Here is a 16323-nt window from a genome sequence, read left to right as displayed (position 1 = left end):
CAATTCCGACCATGTCTGAAGCCGTTATCTCCAAGCCTGCCTTTGTCCATTTGCGCGTCCATTCCGAGTTCTCGGTGGTGGATGGTATTGTGCGCGTGCCTGACCTGATCAAACGGGTCGCTCAACTGGGCCAGCCCGCAGTGGCCCTCACGGATCTGTCGAATATTTTCGGGCTGATCAAATTTTATAAAGGCGCGCGTGGAAAGGGCGTGAAACCCATTGCGGGCTGCGATGTCTGGCTGACCAACGACGATGATCCCGACAAGCCTTTCCGCTTGCTGTTGCTCGTACGCAACCACAAAGGCTATCTGAACCTGTGCGAGCTACTGACGCAGTCTTTTTTGACTAACCAGGGTAGAGGCCGTGCCGAAATCCGCCGTGAATGGTTGGCGGGCCGAGAGGGGCTGATCGTGCTCTCTGGGGGGCGGGGCGGCGATATCGGGCATGCCTTGGATGCGGGCAATGCCGTCACGGCGCTGTCGCTGGCGAGGCAATGGGGGCAATTATTCCCCGGGGCTTTTTACATCGAGCTGCAGCGCAGCGGTGCCGATGGCGACGAAGCCTATACCCAGGCTGCCATGCGCCTGGCCGCCGAGGCCGGACTGCCGGTCGTGGCCACGCATCCCGTGCAGTTTCTGCACGAAAGCGAATTTCAGGCTCACGAGGCCCGTGTATGTATCTCTCAGGGCGAGATCCTGGCCGATCCGCGCCGCGTGCGCCGTTTTACAAAAGAGCAGTACCTGCTCAGCTCCGAAGAAATGGCGCGGCGCTTTGCCGATGTGCCTTCGGCGCTGGCCAACACCGTCGAAATCGCCAAGCGATGCAATCTGACGCTGGTACTGGGCAAGCCGCGGCTACCTATTTTTCCCACGCCAGAGGGCGTGTCTCTGGATGACTATCTGGTACAGCTCTCCGAGGCTGGCTTGGAAAAGCGCCTGGAATTCCTGTTCCCCGACCAGGCTGTTCGCGACGCCAAGCGCGAGCAGTACTACGAGCGCCTGCGCTGGGAATGCAAAACCATCATTCAGATGGGCTTTCCAGGTTACTTCCTGATCGTTCAGGACTTTATCAACTGGGGTAAAAACAACGGCGTGCCGGTCGGCCCGGGCCGGGGTTCGGGGGCGGGTTCACTGGTGGCGTACGCGCTGGGCATTACCGATCTGGATCCGATCCGCTACGACTTGCTGTTCGAGCGGTTCCTGAATCCCGAGCGGGTGTCCATGCCCGACTTCGATATCGACTTTTGCCAGGACAATCGCGAACGCGTCATCGACTACGTCAAGATGAAATACGGCCGCGAGGCCGTGAGCCAGATTGCGACGTTCGGTACGCTGGGCGCAAAAGCCGTGGTCCGCGATGCGGGGCGGGTGCTGGACATGCCTTATCTCTTCTGCGATGGCCTGTCCAAGCTGATTCCGTTCAATCCGGCCGATCCATGGTCGCTCGACCGGACCTTGAAAGAGGAGCCGGCATTCAAGGAACGCTACGAACAAGAAGAAGAAGTCCGCGCGCTGGTCGACCTGGCCCAGCCCCTGGAGGGCTTGACCCGCAACATCGGCATGCACGCGGGCGGGGTGCTGATCGCGCCGGGCAAACTTACCGATTTCTGCCCCCTGTATTGCCAGCCGGGTCAGGAAAACAGCGCGGTGTCGCAGTTCGATAAAGACGACGTCGAGGCTGCGGGCCTGGTGAAGTTCGACTTTCTGGGGCTGCGAAACTTGACGATTCTGGACTGGGCCGTGCGCTATGTGCGCCAGTTCAATGAATCCAAGCGCGACTTCGACATCATGTCGCTCGAGCTCGATGACCCGGCTGCCTACAAAATCCTCTGCGATGCCAATACCACGGCTGTGTTCCAGCTGGAATCGCGCGGGATGAAAGAACTGCTGAAAAAGCTCCGGCCCAGCAACTTCGAAGACATCATCGCTATGTTGGCGCTCTACCGTCCGGGTCCGCTGGAATCCGGCATGGTGGATGACTTCGTCAACCGTAAACACGGCCGTGCGGCAGTCGATTATTTCCATCCCGATCTGGAAAACACGCTGAAAAGCACCTACGGGGTCATCGTCTACCAAGAGCAGGTGATGCTGATCTCGCAGATCATCGGCGGCTATTCGCTGGGCGGCGCTGATTTGCTGCGCCGCGCCATGGGCAAGAAAAAGCCCGAGGAAATGGCCAAGCACCGCGAGTTGTTCGAAAAAGGCGCCAAGGAAAAGGGCCACGATCCGGATCTGGCCGTCAAGCTGTTCGACTTGATGGAAAAATTCGCCGGCTACGGTTTCAACAAATCGCACTCGGCGGCCTATGCGCTGATCTCCTATCAGACCGCCTGGCTCAAGGCCTATCACCCGACCGAGTTTCTGGCCGCCACGATGTCGTCGGATATGGACGACACGGACAAAGTGCAGATCTTCTGCCGCGATGCTCAGGAAAACGGCGTGTTGGTGCTGCCGCCCGACGTCAACGCGTCGGGATACCGGTTCGAGCCTGTACAAGACGAGCACACCAAACAGGGTAAACCGCCGCGCACCATGCGCTATGGCCTGGGAGCAGTCAAAGGAACGGGGCAGGGCGCTGTCGAGGAAATCCTGCGTGCACGCGAGGCAGATGGCCCCTTTGCAAATCTGTTCGACTTCTGCCGGCGCGTCAACAAGCATGCCGTCAATCGGCGTACGATCGAGGCGCTGATTCGTGCCGGTGCGTTTGACACCATCGAGCCTAACCGGGCGGCGATGCTGGCCTCGGTTGGCACCGCGATGGAAGCCGCCGAACAGGCCGCTCGCAGCGCGAATCAAGCCTCCTTGTTTGGAGACGACAGCGGCGACGTGGTTGCCGGCGAGCTCAGCAAGGTCGCCCCGTGGAACCTGCACACCAAGCTGACCGAGGAAAAATCGGCGCTGGGTTATTACTTCAGCGGCCATTTGTTCGATCATTGGCGCGACGAGGTCCGCCGCATCGTGCCCACGCAACTGGCACGTATCGAACCACAGCGAGATTTGCAGTGGATGTGCGGCGTGCTGGCGGGCGTGCGCACGATGATGACCCGACGCGGCAAAATGGTATTTGCGGTTCTGGATGACGGCACCGCCCAATTGGAAATTTCAGTCTTCAACGAGCTGTACGAAAAACACCGTTCCCGCTTGCGCGAAGACCAGTTGATCATCGTCCAGGGCAAAGTCAGCAATGACGACTATTCCGGCGGTATGCGCATCGTGGCGGAGCAGCTTTACGATTTGCAGCTGGCCCGCGAGGCGCGCGCGAAATCGCTGCGCGTCAAGCTCAACGGCCAGGCCGATGCCAAACGCCTCTACCAGATGCTCAATCCATTCCGGGCCGAGCCCGAGAATGGAGTTCCTGGCGTGCCCGTTGATATTATTTACGAGCGTGACAACTTCTTGTGCACGGTACGGCTGGGCGAGGAATGGCGTGTGCGCATGGCCGATACCTTGCTTGACAACCTGACTGCCTGGGCGAATCCTGACGGGGTAGAGGTGACCTACTGATGCAACCGCTACGCATACTCCACTCCGAGGCGGCCGTCGCATTCGGCGGGCAGGAACATCGCATTTTCAAGGAAATGCATGCCATGCGCGCGCGCGGCCATCACATCGAGGCCGTCTGCCAGCCGCAAGCCCAGTTAGTGCCGCGTCTGCGCGACGCGGGGTTTACCGTGCATACCGTTCCCATGGGCGGCCTGGTCAAATACCTCAAGGGCGTAGTCGCCGTGCGGCGCATTCTCCTGGAGGGAAATTACGATGTGGTCAATACGCACAGCCGTATTGATACCCTGATCGCCGGCACGGCGGGGCGTCTGGCCGGTACGCCGCTGATCGTGCGCACGCGCCATTTGGCCAGCAAAGTCGGATCCATGCTGTCCTACACGTGGCTGCCGCATCGCGTCACCACGGTCAGCGAGTATGTGCGCCGCTATTTGATCAGCCGGGGTGTGCCCGCCGAACATACCGCTACGCTGTACTCCCCCGTGGTTCTGCCGCCGCCTGTCGAACACTCGACGTTGCGTGGCGAGTTGGGTCTGGCCGAGGACGATATCGTGGTGGGTTGTGTCGCCGTGATGCGCGCGGCCAAAGGCCATAAAAGCCTGATCGATGCCATGCGCCCCTTGATGGCGACGCGGCCTAAGCTGCACATGGTATTTGTGGGCTCCGGTTCGCCGACGTTCGAAAACACGCAGCGCTACATTCAGGAACTGGGCCTGCAGGACCGCATCCACCTGATGGGGACGCGGCGCGATGTGCCCAACCTGCTGGCGGGCTTTGATTTGTTTGCGCTGGCCACCGAACAAGAGGCGTCCGGCACGGTATACGTCGAGGCCGAAGCCGCCGGTCTGCCGGTCATCGGCACGGACGTCGGCGGCGTGTCCGAAATGATGCGCGACGGCGTGACAGGCATCTTGGTCCCCGTGCATGATCACGCCGCGTTGCAAAGCGCGTTGGAGCGTTTGATCGACAACCCCGAACTGCGCCGCCAGATGGGCGAGGCTGGCCGTCGCATGGTGTGGGAAGAGGGCGTATTCTCCCCCGCGCGTTTGGCGGAGAACACCGAGGCGATCTATCGTAAATGGTTGGCGGAGCGCCGATCGTGAACTCTGCCGCCAATGATCTCGCGGCCGCGAACCGCGCCAACGGTCGTGCGGCCCAGGCCCACCGTCGCGCCGCTCTGGCGTAATGTGCTCGAGAGTGACTCCGCATGTCTAACGCGCCCAATATTCCCGTCCTGATGTATCACCACGTTCACCCGGCAGGCGGCATGATTGCCGTGACGCCCGAGGTGTTCGAACAGCAGATCGCAGGCTTGGCCCGCGCAGGCTATACCTCGCTGAGCGCCCAACAGTTCGCCGATTATCTGGCTGGCGGTACCGTTCCGGAAAAATCCGTTCTCATCACCTTTGACGACGGTTATCTGAACAACTGGACATACGCGCATCCGGTTCTGCAACGCTATAGCATGAAGGCCATCCTGTTTCTGATCACAGGCTGGCTCGGCCAGGGAGACGTGCGGCCATACGCGGGGCAGGGCCTGCCCGTGCCCCATTCGCCCGATCATCATGAAAGCAAGCGCCTGGTCGCCGAGGGCCGCACCGACGAGGTGATGCTGCGCTGGAGCGAGGTGCGCGCGATGTTGGCGGCAGGGACCTTCGAGGTGCATTCCCATACGCATACCCATACGCGTTGGGACAAAGAATGCGGCCCCGATGTTGATGCCAAACGCAAACACGTTGCCCAAGAGTTAAAGGATTCCCGTTCCGCCTTGATTCACGAGCTGGGCGGCGTCAGCGATCACCTGTGCTGGCCGCAGGGCTACTTTGACGACGATTACGTACAGATGGCCCGCGAGGCAGGCTTCAAACATCTGTACACCACAGACGCCTTAGGCCAGAACTTGCCAGGCGCCAATCCCGAACACATCTATCGGTTTGCGGTCCGCAACCTCGGCGGATCCTGGCTGAACCGCCGCATCTGGATGTCCCGTCATCCCATCATCGGGCCTCGTTATCATGCATGGAAAGCGTGGAAAAGACGGCTGAGGAATCGCAAATGAAGCTCTCGGTCATCATCATCACCAAAAACGAGGCCAAGCACATCGTGGGCTGCCTGGAGTCGGTTGCCTTTGCCGACGAGTTCATCGTGGTGGATTCCGGCAGCACGGACAATACCGTCGAGCTCGCGCGCGATTTTGGCGCACATGTCGAAGTCACGTCCGATTGGCCAGGATTCGGGCCACAGAAAAACCGTGCGCTCGATCTGGCCACCGGTGATTGGGTCCTATCCATTGATGCCGACGAGCGTGTCACACCGGAATTGGCCCGCGAGATCCAGGCGGTACTCGCGGTGCCGAAGGCCGACGCCTATGAGATCCCCCGATTGTCGGAATTCTGCGGCCGTTTCATTCGCCACAGCGGCTGGTGGCCCGACTATGTGCTGCGCTTATTCAAGCGCGGCACTGGGCGCTTTACCGACGCTGCCGTACACGAGCGTGTCGTGCCGCAAGGCCCCGTGTTGCAACTGAAGGGGCATTTCGAGCATTATCCCTATCCCAATCTCGATGCGCTGATCAACAAGATCAACCGCTATTCTTCAGATGCCGCCGCAATGATGTACGCCCGTGGCAAACGGGCGACGGTGTTCAGCGCAATGGGGCATGGTTTTTGGACTTTTGTGCGTATTTATTTGATTCGTCGGGGGTTTCTGGACGGACGCCACGGCTTGGTGCTGGCCGTGACGGCAGCGGCAGGCAGTTTTTTTCGCTACGCCAAGCTCAGCTTTCTGTCTGATCAGCGTAAATAATCCTCTGAAGTGAAGATCCTTTACACCAATTTCCACCCGCGTAACGGGGGCGGCCATACGACCTACATCACCAGTCTGGCAAAGGCGCTGGCGGGTGATCATCAGATCACCGTTGCTGCGCCGGAGACGAGCCGGCTGTTTCGCTATGCGGGCGCCATTCCCGGTGTTCGCACCGTTGGCATGCGTTTCACGACGCGGCTGTCATCCTGGTTTGGCGAGCGCGCAGCATTGAGGCGTCTGATTGCGCAGGAGCGCTACGACATCGTCCATGTCAACGGTTCGGCAGACCATAAGCAGGTCATGCTCGCATTGATCGGGATGCGCCATCGTCCGCGCGTTGTGTTCACCAAGCATAACGATCATCCGCTGGATTCCTTGGGGCATCGCATGCGGGCCGCCATGGCGACCGATCATGTCATTGCCGTCAGCGACTTTGTGCGAAACATGGTGATGGCCTCGCCATACCGGCGTGTGCCGATCACTACGATCCGGCATGGCATCGATACCGATTATTTTGCGCCTATTGATGTCACGCAGTCTCCAGAGACCGAATCTTCTTCGGTAGAAGCGCTGCGCGATCACTATTTCGGTCCTTCCTGGCGTGGCCGTTTGCTGCTTGGCAGCGCCGGCGGTACCGATTATGCAAAGGGTTGGCTCGATCTGGTCGACGCCGCAGGCAGCCTGCCCACGGATCTGCGCGAACGCATTTTCATTCTCGTGGCAGGCGATCTGCCCAATGACGACAAGCGTGCGCGCGTGCGCGCGGCAGGCATGCAGGACCAGGTCTTTTTTCCCGGCTTGCTGGACGACGTCCGCGACGCGCTGGCCTGTTGCCATGTCGGCTTCGTGCTTTCCTATCGCGAAGCCTTGTCGTATGCCTGTCGAGAAGTGATGTCGCTGGGCTTGCCTGCATTGGTGAGCAATGCGGGCGGCCTGCCGGAAAATGTGCGAGACGGCGAAGATGGCTGGATCGTGCCCGTGCGCGATGTTCCCGCCATTGCTAGGACTTTGACCTCGATGTTGCAAGACCCCAGCCGGGTATCCATCATGGGCGCCGCAGCGCGGCGTAGTGCCGTCGACTTTTTCGGTCTCGACGATTTTGCTCGAGCGACCTTGGACGTTTATCGAAATACTGTGTCGGCTTGAGCTGACGCCAGAAACCTGTTGATGGTATCTATCCCTCAGAGGGCCTCATCGTGGCAGGTTTCCACCCGCTCGGCATGCCGGTCATCGACCGATCAGAGAGCCATTACAAGGGATGCTTCAGTGGCGAGGTTTCGAGCTCGAGGCGCGCCAACCATTGAAGCGCCTCATCGCGATCGCGGCCGCACATTTCCAATGAGGGCTGCAGACCCGAGCAGCAGGCTGGCCGCTCAGGCTGACCAAAAATCCGGCAACGCATCATGTCATCCAGTTGGATACAGGGCACACCCGCCGGCTTGCCGTGCGGCATGCCAGGAATTGGGCTGGAAATCGACGGCGCCGTGCAGCATGCGCCGCATCCAGCACGGCATTCCATGGAGGCTCCCACGTTTACACCCATCCCCGCAACCAATACACGAGCAGGCCGGCATACTCCTTGATAATGCTGCGGCTGGCATCCAGCGTTCGCATATGCGGTAACCAAGGCGTCACCGACCCATCGGGAGGCAAGAAAATCTGTGGCGGCGTCGAGGCCGGGATGGCAGATACGCCTTGCTTGGAAAAGGCGGCCATCGCGCGCGGCATATGCAGCGCGGAAGTCACCAGCAGGATGCGCTTGAATCCATGCTCTTTCAGCTCTTCCTCGGTCTGCGTGGCATTTTCATAGGTCGTGCGGCTGGCGTTCTCCAGCACCAGCGCGCTTTCTGGGACGCCTTGTTGCTTCATCGTATAGGCCATGCCGCGAGCTTCGCTGACATCGCCTTCCAGCGCCCCGCCTGACAAGACCACCTTGGGCGCGCGCCCGGCCTTGTACAGATTGGTAGCGGTATCCACCCGCACGATCGCGGTGTCCTTATCGTAGGGTAAAAACCAGTTGGCCCGCCCATTCGCCGTGTTGCCGCCCAACACCACAATGGCGTCGGCGACGGGCAACTCCGCTGCGGGCAGGTGCGGGTAACGTGCCTCAAGCGAGCCGCCCAGCCATATCGACGTCGCAGGCAGCGACCAGGCGGTCAGCCAGATGATCCCTGCAGCAGCGAGGGCAGCGCCCGTCTTGCGCAAGCGAAACAGGCCCAATACCAAACCCAGAACGACAAAAGTCACGCAGAGGTTTTGCGGAATGATGAGGTTGGCCAGGTAATTCGTAAAAGTCATGTAAAAAATCCGGTCAAGCAGGTTGCAGCAGGTCGCCGACTGCTCGTTCGACGTCGTCGGCAGCAGGCCAGTTCCCGTCCGATCCAAGACAGACCGCACGAGGCGACCAGGGGCCCGTACGTCCTGGACTAGTGACGCCAAATAGCGTCAGTTGCGATGCGTCAGCCGCCGCGGCGATGTGCGACACCCCGGAATCATTGCATATCACCAATGAAGCGCGCGTCGTCAGCGCGGCAAACGCTCCCAGGGGAGTGGCAGGCAGCAGACGCGCCGTCGGTGCATTGCGCTGCGCTTGCTCAACCTCGGCAGGAGGAGGGCACATTACCACGGTATGGCCATGTGCCTGTAACGCACGCGTTAACGTATCAAAATGTGGCCAGACTTTGACTTTGCCTTTGTGCAGGCCCGTGGCCGTGGGGGCGATCAACACAAAACGCTGTGCCGTCAGACCGGCTTCACGCAACAGCGCATCTGCCGCCTCTTGCTGTGCCGCGGTGATGGGTAGATTCAATGTCGGGCCGGGCTGTTCCGTACCTGCCGGCAGTCCCCAACGCGTCAATGCGCTGCGTGTCAGGTAATACCAGGATTGCACGGCATGCAGGTTCGGGTCCGGCTTGGCAATCGGCCAGCGCAACAGCAGGCTGCGGCCATCGTCCCGATAGCCGGCACTGGGGATTCCGGCCAGCCGAAACGTCGCGGCACTCGAGAGAGAGTCGGGCAAGGTGACGCCCCGCACTCGCTTCGCCGCTGCGCCGCAACTACGCCGATGTTCGCGCACGGCCCGATAGTCCTCCTTCAGGCGGCCCTTCATCGGGATGAAATCATGTTTGGCCACGCCGTCCAACAAATCGCGCGCCCAGGGGCGTGCGCAGACGACAACCGGCAAGCCCGTTGCGCTCAGCAGCGCCAGGCTAGGCAGGCTCATACAAACATCGCCAACCCAGTTGGGCAGACGGACATACAGGCAAGAAATCTCTGGTGTGGGCAACTTCGGTTCCTTGGAGCGGTCGAACGGTACAATCCCGAGCACAATTGTATTAAAGCGAGCCACCTCTTGAATTCTGACTCACGTCACGCACCCGCCGGATCTCATCCGGTCAAGGCTGAACTCTGGAAACGTGTCTATAGCCGCGTCGGCTCCTACTGGAAGGGCCTGCTGCTGGCCATCCTGCTCATGGCTGGAGCCGCCGCTACACAGCCAACGCTGGCCATCATCATGAAGCCCTTGCTCGATGAAGGCTTCGCCGGCACCAAGCCGTATTACGTGTGGGCGATTCCCCTCGCCGTGGTGGGTCTGATCTTCTTGCGAGGAGTATGTAACTTTTTCAGCGATTATTTATTGGCCTGGGTGGCTAATAATGTCCTGCTCGGCATGCGCCGCGACATGTTCGAGCGCCTGCTCGGCTTGCCCGACGCGGACTTCAAGCGGGGCGATACCGGCCGGTTGCTGAACCGCTTTACCATCGATGCCGGCAATGTCACTGGCTACGCCACCGATGTGATCACCGTCCTGGTGCGCGAAACGCTCGTCGTGATTGCGCTGATCTGCGTGCTGCTCTACATGTCCTGGATGCTGACGCTGATCATTCTGGTCATGTTGCCCGTGTCTGTACTGATTGCGCGCGCCTTCATCCGGCGCCTGCGTCGCATCAATCGCGAAACGGTCAATATGAATGCCGAGTTGACCCGCGTCGCCAGCGAGGGCATCAACGGCCAGCGCGTCATCAAGCTGTTCGACGGCTATGAGGCCGAGCGTGGCCGTTTTGCTTTCGTGAATGCGCGCCTGCGCCGTTTCGCCATGCGGACTGCCACAGCCGATGCTGCCATGACGCCGCTGACCCAGGTCTGCATTTCGATCTCTGTCGCTGCCATCATTGCCGTAGCGCTCAGCCAGGCCAATCATGGCAATCTGACCGTCGGTAGCTTTGCTTCTTTTATGGCTGCGCTGGCCCAGATTTTCGACCCCATTAAACGCCTGACCAACCTCGCGGGCAAAATGCAGAAAATGCTGGTGGCCGCAGAAAGCGTCTTTACCCTGATCGATCAGGAGCCCGAAGTCGATACCGGCAAACGCACCTTGCCCGAGCCGGTGCGCGGGCGTATCGAGTTCCGTCAGGTCACGCATCGCTTTCCGGATGCCGAGCGCGACACCTTGCACAACGTTTCCTTTCAAATCGAACCCGGGCAGACCGTAGCCCTGGTCGGACGTTCAGGTAGCGGCAAGACCACATTGGCCAATATGCTGCCGCGCTTCGTCCTGCCAGGGTCGGGCGACATCCTGATCGACGATGTCCCGATCAACGAACTCACCTTGCGCAGTCTGCGTTCCCATTTGTCCTTGGTCAGCCAGGACGTCGTGCTGTTTGACGACACCATCGCGGCCAACGTGGGCTATGGTGCATTAGGACAGGCGAGCGACGAACAGATACGCGATGCCTTGGCCGCCGCCAACCTGCTCGAATTTGTCGACAGCCTGCCGCAGGGCATGCATAGCCCCGTGGGCGAAAACGCCGCGCGCCTGTCGGGTGGACAACGCCAACGCCTGGCGATTGCCCGTGCGCTGATTAAAAATGCCCCTATCCTGATTCTGGACGAGGCGACTTCTGCCCTGGACAACGAGTCCGAGCGTCAAGTTCAGGCGTCGCTCGAGCGCCTCATGCGCGGCCGCAGCACGCTGGTGATTGCACACCGTCTGTCTACGGTGCAAAACGCCGACCGCATCATCGTTCTGGATAGCGGCAAAATCGTCGAGCAGGGCGCGCATGCCGAGCTATTGGCCGCCCAGGGCCTCTATGCCTCGCTCTACAACATGCAATTCCGCGAAGACTGACTAGTGTCTTAGTGCGGTGAGCCCTCAATCTCCGGCTCACCGCGCGCCGTCTTGGCTCAGGCCGCTTAAGACTTCAACTTTTATATCGCGTGAATTGCGGGCACCTCCCGCAGCCGCTGTCTGCGCACGCATGACAACAAACTTAAAGTGTGCTGACAATTGGCTGAAGGTAAACTGATCTGATTCCGCTGTAACGGTGGGAATCTGCCATGACAGCGCCATTTGTTTTGCCTTCAGCGCAGACGGGCTCCTGGCTCGTCGATGCGTCTGGCATCTCATATAGATCCGGGTACGCCGATGCTAGAGTTTTTGCAGACCCTTCATTGGGGGGCGGTATTTCAAATCATCCTGATCGACCTCCTGTTGGGGGGAGATAACGCGGTCGTGATTGCCTTGGCATGCCGCGGCTTGCCGCCGGGCAAGCGTATGCAGGGTGTCCTCTGGGGCAGCGCCGGCGCTGTGATGCTGCGTGTGGTCCTGATCACTTTTGCCTTGGCGCTACTGAGCGTTCCGTTTCTGAAAGTCTTCGGCGCTCTGTTGCTACTCTGGATCGGTATCAAATTGATGGTTCCTCAATCCGGCGGCCACGACAACATCCAAAGCACGGCGTCTGTGCTCACGGCGGTCAAAACCATCATCGTCGCGGATTTCGCGATGAGCCTGGACAATGTCATCGCCATCGCGGGCGCGGCCGAAAACACCCATGCCGACCATCAGATCTTTTATGTGATTTTCGGCCTGCTTGTCAGCGTGCCCATCATCATCTGGGGCAGCACCCTGTTGCTCAAGCTGATAGACCGTTTCCCCTTGCTGGTCGCGTTCGGGGCGGGGTTGCTAGGCTGGATTGCAGGCGGCATGTTGATCACAGACAGCTACTTTGTGCAGCGTCTGGGGCAGCCCACCACCGCTGCCAAGCTTGCCGCAGAGGTGGCGGGCGCATTTGTCGTCGTCGCCGTGGGCAGGCGCTTGGCCGCTCATCAACGCCGGCGAGAGCGTAAATCGCGCGATTCGCTCGAAACGTAACTGGGATATACGCTGGTTCGAGGCCAACGTGAGCCTCGAAATCTCTTGCGCTCATGGGGAGGCAAGTCGTTTTATATCTGTATTTGTGTCTCTGTGATACACAAAGTCAACAATTAACATTACAAAATTTTAATTTTGCCGATATGCTTTGCGCTCCCAGGGCGGGGTGGGAAAGCGATCCAATTCACAGCGATAACAATTCCCTAGAAAAGCAGGTGCGCTCTGAGAAAACCATAAACCGGTCTCAGCTTATCCAGGAGCCTATTCGATGGCCGATATCTTGCGTTTTCCCAATGACATCCGTTTGTTAGACGTTGACCAAGGTGCGGTCACGGGTTCCGATAGACTGGTCGTCGGCAGTTATGAAAAAGCCAGCTATGTGTTCTTTTCAAACCAAGCGGGCTCTACTGACGTCATGGATTTCACCGTGGCGGCAAACCAGGCTAATCTGGTGATCAGCCCTGATTTCACATTAGGTGAGGGTACGCATGCCCGGTTTACAGCACTGGACTCCACGTTGTTGTCGACCGGGGAGGTGGTGTTCTACCCCATTGTTGAATCGCTAGACTTCACGATGGGCACGGACACAACGCTGGAGTACGTCGAGCCGAGTTCGGGCGACAGTACCTCGATCGGCAGTGTGAACGTGGACATGACCGCACCGGGCACCAGTTTCATCTACACCCCGAGCGACGTCCTCAATAACAACCTGCTAATCACCAACTTCGGTTCCCAGGACATTATTCAAGTCGTAGGCGCGGCGTCATCGGTCCTGGATGGCAGCCAATTGGTGTTTCGCGATGCCGAGGGCAATGTGATCGCCAACTTTGACATGGAAGGCATCTCGGATCCCTCCATGCTGCGTTTCGATGGCGGCACAGTCAGCTACGCCTGCTATCTGAAAGGCACCCATATTGCCACCCCGGGCGGCGAGGTCAAAATCGAGACCCTGCGCGCTGGCGACAAAGTCACGACCGCCAGCGGAGGCGTGGCGACGGTGAAGTGGGTCGGGTATCGCACGTTGTATCGCAGGTCCATTCCTGCATCGCACGCTGCCAAAGCGTTCCCGATTCTGTTCAAGCGGGACTCACTGGCCGACAACGTGCCGCATCGGGATTTAATGGTATCGCCTTGGCATCATCTGTTCTTCGACGGCATGCTTGTACCGGCATTTGCCCTGGTAAACGGCAAGACGATCGTTCAGCAGCTCGATATGGCCAAATTCCAGTACTTCCACCTCGAACTGGAGTCTTTCGACATCCTTCTGGCAGAAGGCGTACCCGCCGAATCCTACGTGGATACGGGCAACCGGTCCATGTTCCAGAATGCGGCCACGGTATCGCTGCGCGCAAATTTCGAGCCGCCAGTCGGGCGTCAAAAAATCCCCGGTATCCGCATCGTGCGTCAGGGAGCGCCAGTCCAAGCGCTGCAGCAGGCCCTGCTGGATCGGGCAAACTGGTTGGAAGAAATCTCCCCGGCGCCAGAAGAGATCCGACGCCAGGCATAGCCATCGCTTTGTCACAGGTTCCGCGCCCCTTTGCGCCAAATACATATTGGATAAAGGGGCGCCGAAGGACTGGGGGCTCAGCCATGTTTGGGGATTGCTTCGCGCTACCTGACCTTTGCGGATATTATTTTTGCCCGATGTTGCGAGATTGCTTGGGCCTGCTTCTCTGAAAACCGATGCGCCTCATACCAGGATGATGTCGTATTGCTCTTGAGAATAAGCGGTCTCGACTTCCAGCGAGACCGGCTTGCCGACGAAATCTCCCAGCATCGCCAGATGTTGGCTTTCTTCTTCCAGGAACAGATCCACGACATTCTGCGAGGCCAGAATACGGAACTCGCGCGGGTTGAACTGACGCGCTTCCCGCAAGATCTCACGCAGGATTTCATAGCAGACCGTGCGGGCCGTGCGCACATTCCCCCGCGATTCGCACATGGGGCAGGGCTCGCACAACTGATGCGCCAACGAGTCTCGCGTGCGTTTGCGCGTCATCTCCACCAGCCCCAATTGGGTAAATCCGTTGACCGTCATCCGGGTGCGATCACGCGCCAGCGCTTTTTTCAGTTCGGCCAACACGGTTTCCCGGTGCTCCAGATCCTCCATATCGATGAAATCGAGGATGACAATGCCCCCCAGATTACGCAGCCGCAATTGGCGGGCAATAGCCTGGGCAGCCTCCAGATTGGTCTTGAAAATCGTGTCATCGAAATTGCGGCCGCCGACAAAACCACCTGTATTGACGTCTACGGTGGTCAGCGCCTCGGTCTGGTCAATGATCAGGTAGCCGCCCGATTTCAGGTCCACCCGGCGAGATAGCGCCCGTGCGATCTCCGCATCGACATTGGCCGTATCAAATAGCGGCCGCTCGCCGCTGTAATGCTGAATACGGTCTGCCACCGATGGCGTATAGAGACGCGCCCATTCGATCAGCGCGGTGGTCGTCGTGCGCGAATCCACCTGGATGACTCCGGTATTGACACCAACCATGTCGCGCAGCACTCGTTGCTCGAGCGTCAGATCATGATGCAGCAGGGCGGGGGCGGGGTTGCTGCGAGCCGCGGCCTGTACGCTCGCCCAGAGCTTGCGCAGGTACTCCAGATCCGCACTCAGTTCGTCGTCCGTGGCGCCTTCGGCTTGCGTACGCACGATAAAACCGCCTTTTTCGTCTGCGGGAATGAGCGCCTGCAGGCGTTCGCGCAGTTGAATCCGCTCCGCCTCCGAGTCAATCTTTTGCGAGATGCCAATATGCGGGTCATGCGGCAAGTACACCAGCATACGACCGGCGATACTGATTTGTGTCGAAAGGCGAGCGCCTTTGGTGCCCAGCGGGTCTTTGATCACCTGCACCATTAGGGTCTGACCCTCGAATAACAGCTTTTCGATGGGTGTCGGAGTCAGGCCTTGGCTGCGTTCGCTGCGGTTTTCCCGCAGATCCGCAATATGAATAAAAGCGGCGCGCTCCAGGCCGATCTCTATAAAAGCGCTCTGCATCCCGGGCAGGACCCGCACCACGCGGCCCAGATAAATATTTCCCACCTGTCCGCGCTGAATACTGCGTTCTACGTGCAATTCCTGTACTGCGCCCTGTTCCACCAGGGCAACCCGTGTTTCAAAGGGGGTGATATTGATCAGGATGTCTTCGCTCATAAGCTCAGGTTGCGTTATCGTGGATTTAACTTGAATAGTAAACGGTGACAGAGGGCAGCCGATCTTTATATCGCTCCATAGTGAATAGATGGGCTGATATGGCAATGTGCTCGAGGCTGTACAGGGACAAACGGCGTCGAAATCTGTCTGCATCAGCCGTGTCCCCAAATTATTCTGAGATTTATCGGCTGATTTGCCAACGCCTCAAAAATTCGTGTATAGTCTCGCTCCTTCGCTGCTTGAACACGAATTCAGACGAAACGCAGTTTCAGACGAGACGGATTCAGGCGGTGGGGCCGAAGTGGTAACGCAGTAAATTCCCGCGACGATGATTATTTGTGATCTAGTTGCACCGAATTTAAAAAGTGTGTTAATATTTCGGGCTCGGCAGTTGGTGAGGTTAGGGTAAACCCTGATATCCCGAGTGACCGAGGCAGCAGCCGGGGCGACCTGGCAGCTGTGAGGTGATGAAGAGTTCAGATCGGCGAATAAATCGATTTGACAGCGTGAAAAAAAGCCTTCATAATCTCGTTTCTCTGCTGCTGACACAGTGGCAGACGCGAAGCGAAAGCGACGCGATGCAGGACCTGCTCTTTAACAACGAAACAACCGATAAGTGTGGGCGCTTGGTAGCGCAGCACGAGTGGCTCCGATTCGTCGGGGTGCTCGGAAGCTAAACAAAATCAAGCGCACACATTTGAAGTGAAGTACCT

General features: G+C 59.0%; 12 protein-coding genes. 8 read left to right on the top strand and 4 right to left on the bottom strand.

What is annotated here, in order from left to right:
- The first annotated feature begins 11 nt into the window (after positions 1 to 11).
- The 5 genes from dnaE to CAL20_RS17335 all read left to right on the top strand — a co-directional run bounded on the left by dnaE (position 12) and on the right by CAL20_RS17335 (position 7451).
- On the top strand, positions 12 to 3503 hold the full coding sequence (dnaE, locus tag CAL20_RS17355) for a DNA polymerase III subunit alpha (protein ID WP_094838495.1): 3492 nt from the start codon (positions 12 to 14) through the stop codon (positions 3501 to 3503).
- On the top strand, positions 3503 to 4603 hold the full coding sequence (locus CAL20_RS17350; protein ID WP_094822155.1) for a glycosyltransferase family 4 protein: 1101 nt from the start codon (positions 3503 to 3505) through the stop codon (positions 4601 to 4603). Before dnaE ends, CAL20_RS17350 begins: the two co-directional genes overlap by 1 nt.
- A gap of 104 nt (positions 4604 to 4707) precedes the next feature.
- Positions 4708 to 5559 (top strand): polysaccharide deacetylase family protein, encoded by an 852-nt coding sequence (locus CAL20_RS17345; RefSeq protein WP_094822154.1) that lies wholly within the window; start codon positions 4708 to 4710, stop codon positions 5557 to 5559.
- A complete protein-coding gene (locus CAL20_RS17340; RefSeq protein ID WP_094822153.1) occupies positions 5556 to 6305 on the top strand; it encodes a glycosyltransferase family 2 protein in 750 nt (249 codons plus the stop codon). The genes CAL20_RS17345 and CAL20_RS17340 overlap by 4 nt, the downstream gene beginning before the upstream one ends.
- Positions 6306 to 6314: 9 nt before the next feature.
- The gene (locus CAL20_RS17335) at positions 6315 to 7451 is read left to right on the top strand and encodes a glycosyltransferase (RefSeq protein ID WP_094838494.1); all 1137 of its coding nucleotides are present in this window, start codon (positions 6315 to 6317) and stop codon (positions 7449 to 7451) included.
- 103 nt (positions 7452 to 7554) lie between these two features.
- Here CAL20_RS17335 and CAL20_RS17330 read toward each other — a convergent pair whose 3' ends face one another.
- The 3 genes from CAL20_RS17330 to CAL20_RS17320 are packed head-to-tail and all read right to left on the bottom strand — an operon-like array spanning position 7555 to position 9528.
- Positions 7555 to 7824: a YkgJ family cysteine cluster protein gene (locus CAL20_RS17330; RefSeq protein WP_094822254.1), complete on the bottom strand. Its 270-nt coding sequence runs from the start codon at positions 7822 to 7824 to the stop codon at positions 7555 to 7557.
- Between the two features lie 14 nt (positions 7825 to 7838).
- Positions 7839 to 8603 carry a YdcF family protein gene (locus CAL20_RS17325; protein WP_094822151.1) on the bottom strand — a complete coding sequence of 255 codons (765 nt, stop codon included), beginning with the start codon at positions 8601 to 8603 and terminating at the stop codon, positions 7839 to 7841.
- Positions 8604 to 8616: 13 nt separating this feature from the next.
- Positions 8617 to 9528 (bottom strand): glycosyltransferase family 9 protein, encoded by a 912-nt coding sequence (locus tag CAL20_RS17320; RefSeq protein WP_094822150.1) that lies wholly within the window; start codon positions 9526 to 9528, stop codon positions 8617 to 8619.
- A 129-nt stretch (positions 9529 to 9657) separates the two neighbouring features.
- On the opposite strand from CAL20_RS17320, the gene msbA reads away from it, so the two are divergent.
- From msbA to CAL20_RS17300, 3 genes are all read left to right on the top strand, one after another.
- Positions 9658 to 11433, top strand: coding sequence for a lipid A export permease/ATP-binding protein MsbA (msbA, locus tag CAL20_RS17315; protein ID WP_094822149.1), 1776 nt, complete (start codon positions 9658 to 9660; stop codon positions 11431 to 11433).
- 297 nt (positions 11434 to 11730) lie between these two features.
- On the top strand, positions 11731 to 12456 hold the full coding sequence (locus CAL20_RS17305) for a TerC family protein (protein ID WP_094838603.1): 726 nt from the start codon (positions 11731 to 11733) through the stop codon (positions 12454 to 12456).
- A gap of 268 nt (positions 12457 to 12724) precedes the next feature.
- On the top strand, positions 12725 to 13963 hold the full coding sequence (locus tag CAL20_RS17300; RefSeq protein ID WP_094838492.1) for a Hint domain-containing protein: 1239 nt from the start codon (positions 12725 to 12727) through the stop codon (positions 13961 to 13963).
- A gap of 183 nt (positions 13964 to 14146) precedes the next feature.
- Here CAL20_RS17300 and rng read toward each other — a convergent pair whose 3' ends face one another.
- Positions 14147 to 15610, bottom strand: a complete 1464-nt coding sequence (gene rng / locus CAL20_RS17295; RefSeq protein WP_094822147.1) for a ribonuclease G — start codon at positions 15608 to 15610, stop codon at positions 14147 to 14149.
- Positions 15611 to 16323 lie beyond the last annotated feature (713 nt).

Source organism: Bordetella genomosp. 4 (genome assembly GCF_002261185.1).
In the GTDB taxonomy this organism is placed as follows: Bacteria; Pseudomonadota; Gammaproteobacteria; order Burkholderiales; family Burkholderiaceae_B; genus Bordetella_A.
Note: the sequence above shows the minus strand (reverse complement) of the source record. Positions and strands in the feature narration are given on the sequence as shown.

Bases quoted from the DNA above. Each gene is read 5' to 3' on its own strand.
- dnaE (WP_094838495.1), top strand. From the start codon at position 12: ATGTCTGAAGCCGTTATCTCCAAGCCTGCCTTTGTCCATTTGCGCGTC.
- CAL20_RS17350 (WP_094822155.1), top strand. From the start codon at position 3,503: ATGCAACCGCTACGCATACTCCACTCCGAGGCGGCCGTCGCATTCGGC.
- CAL20_RS17345 (WP_094822154.1), top strand. From the start codon at position 4,708: ATGTCTAACGCGCCCAATATTCCCGTCCTGATGTATCACCACGTTCAC.
- CAL20_RS17340 (WP_094822153.1), top strand. From the start codon at position 5,556: ATGAAGCTCTCGGTCATCATCATCACCAAAAACGAGGCCAAGCACATC.
- CAL20_RS17330 (WP_094822254.1), bottom strand. From the start codon at position 7,824: ATGGAATGCCGTGCTGGATGCGGCGCATGCTGCACGGCGCCGTCGATT.
- CAL20_RS17325 (WP_094822151.1), bottom strand. From the start codon at position 8,603: ATGACTTTTACGAATTACCTGGCCAACCTCATCATTCCGCAAAACCTC.
- CAL20_RS17320 (WP_094822150.1), bottom strand. From the start codon at position 9,528: ATGAGCCTGCCTAGCCTGGCGCTGCTGAGCGCAACGGGCTTGCCGGTT.
- CAL20_RS17305 (WP_094838603.1), top strand. From the start codon at position 11,731: ATGCTAGAGTTTTTGCAGACCCTTCATTGGGGGGCGGTATTTCAAATC.
- CAL20_RS17300 (WP_094838492.1), top strand. From the start codon at position 12,725: ATGGCCGATATCTTGCGTTTTCCCAATGACATCCGTTTGTTAGACGTT.
- rng (WP_094822147.1), bottom strand. From the start codon at position 15,610: ATGAGCGAAGACATCCTGATCAATATCACCCCCTTTGAAACACGGGTT.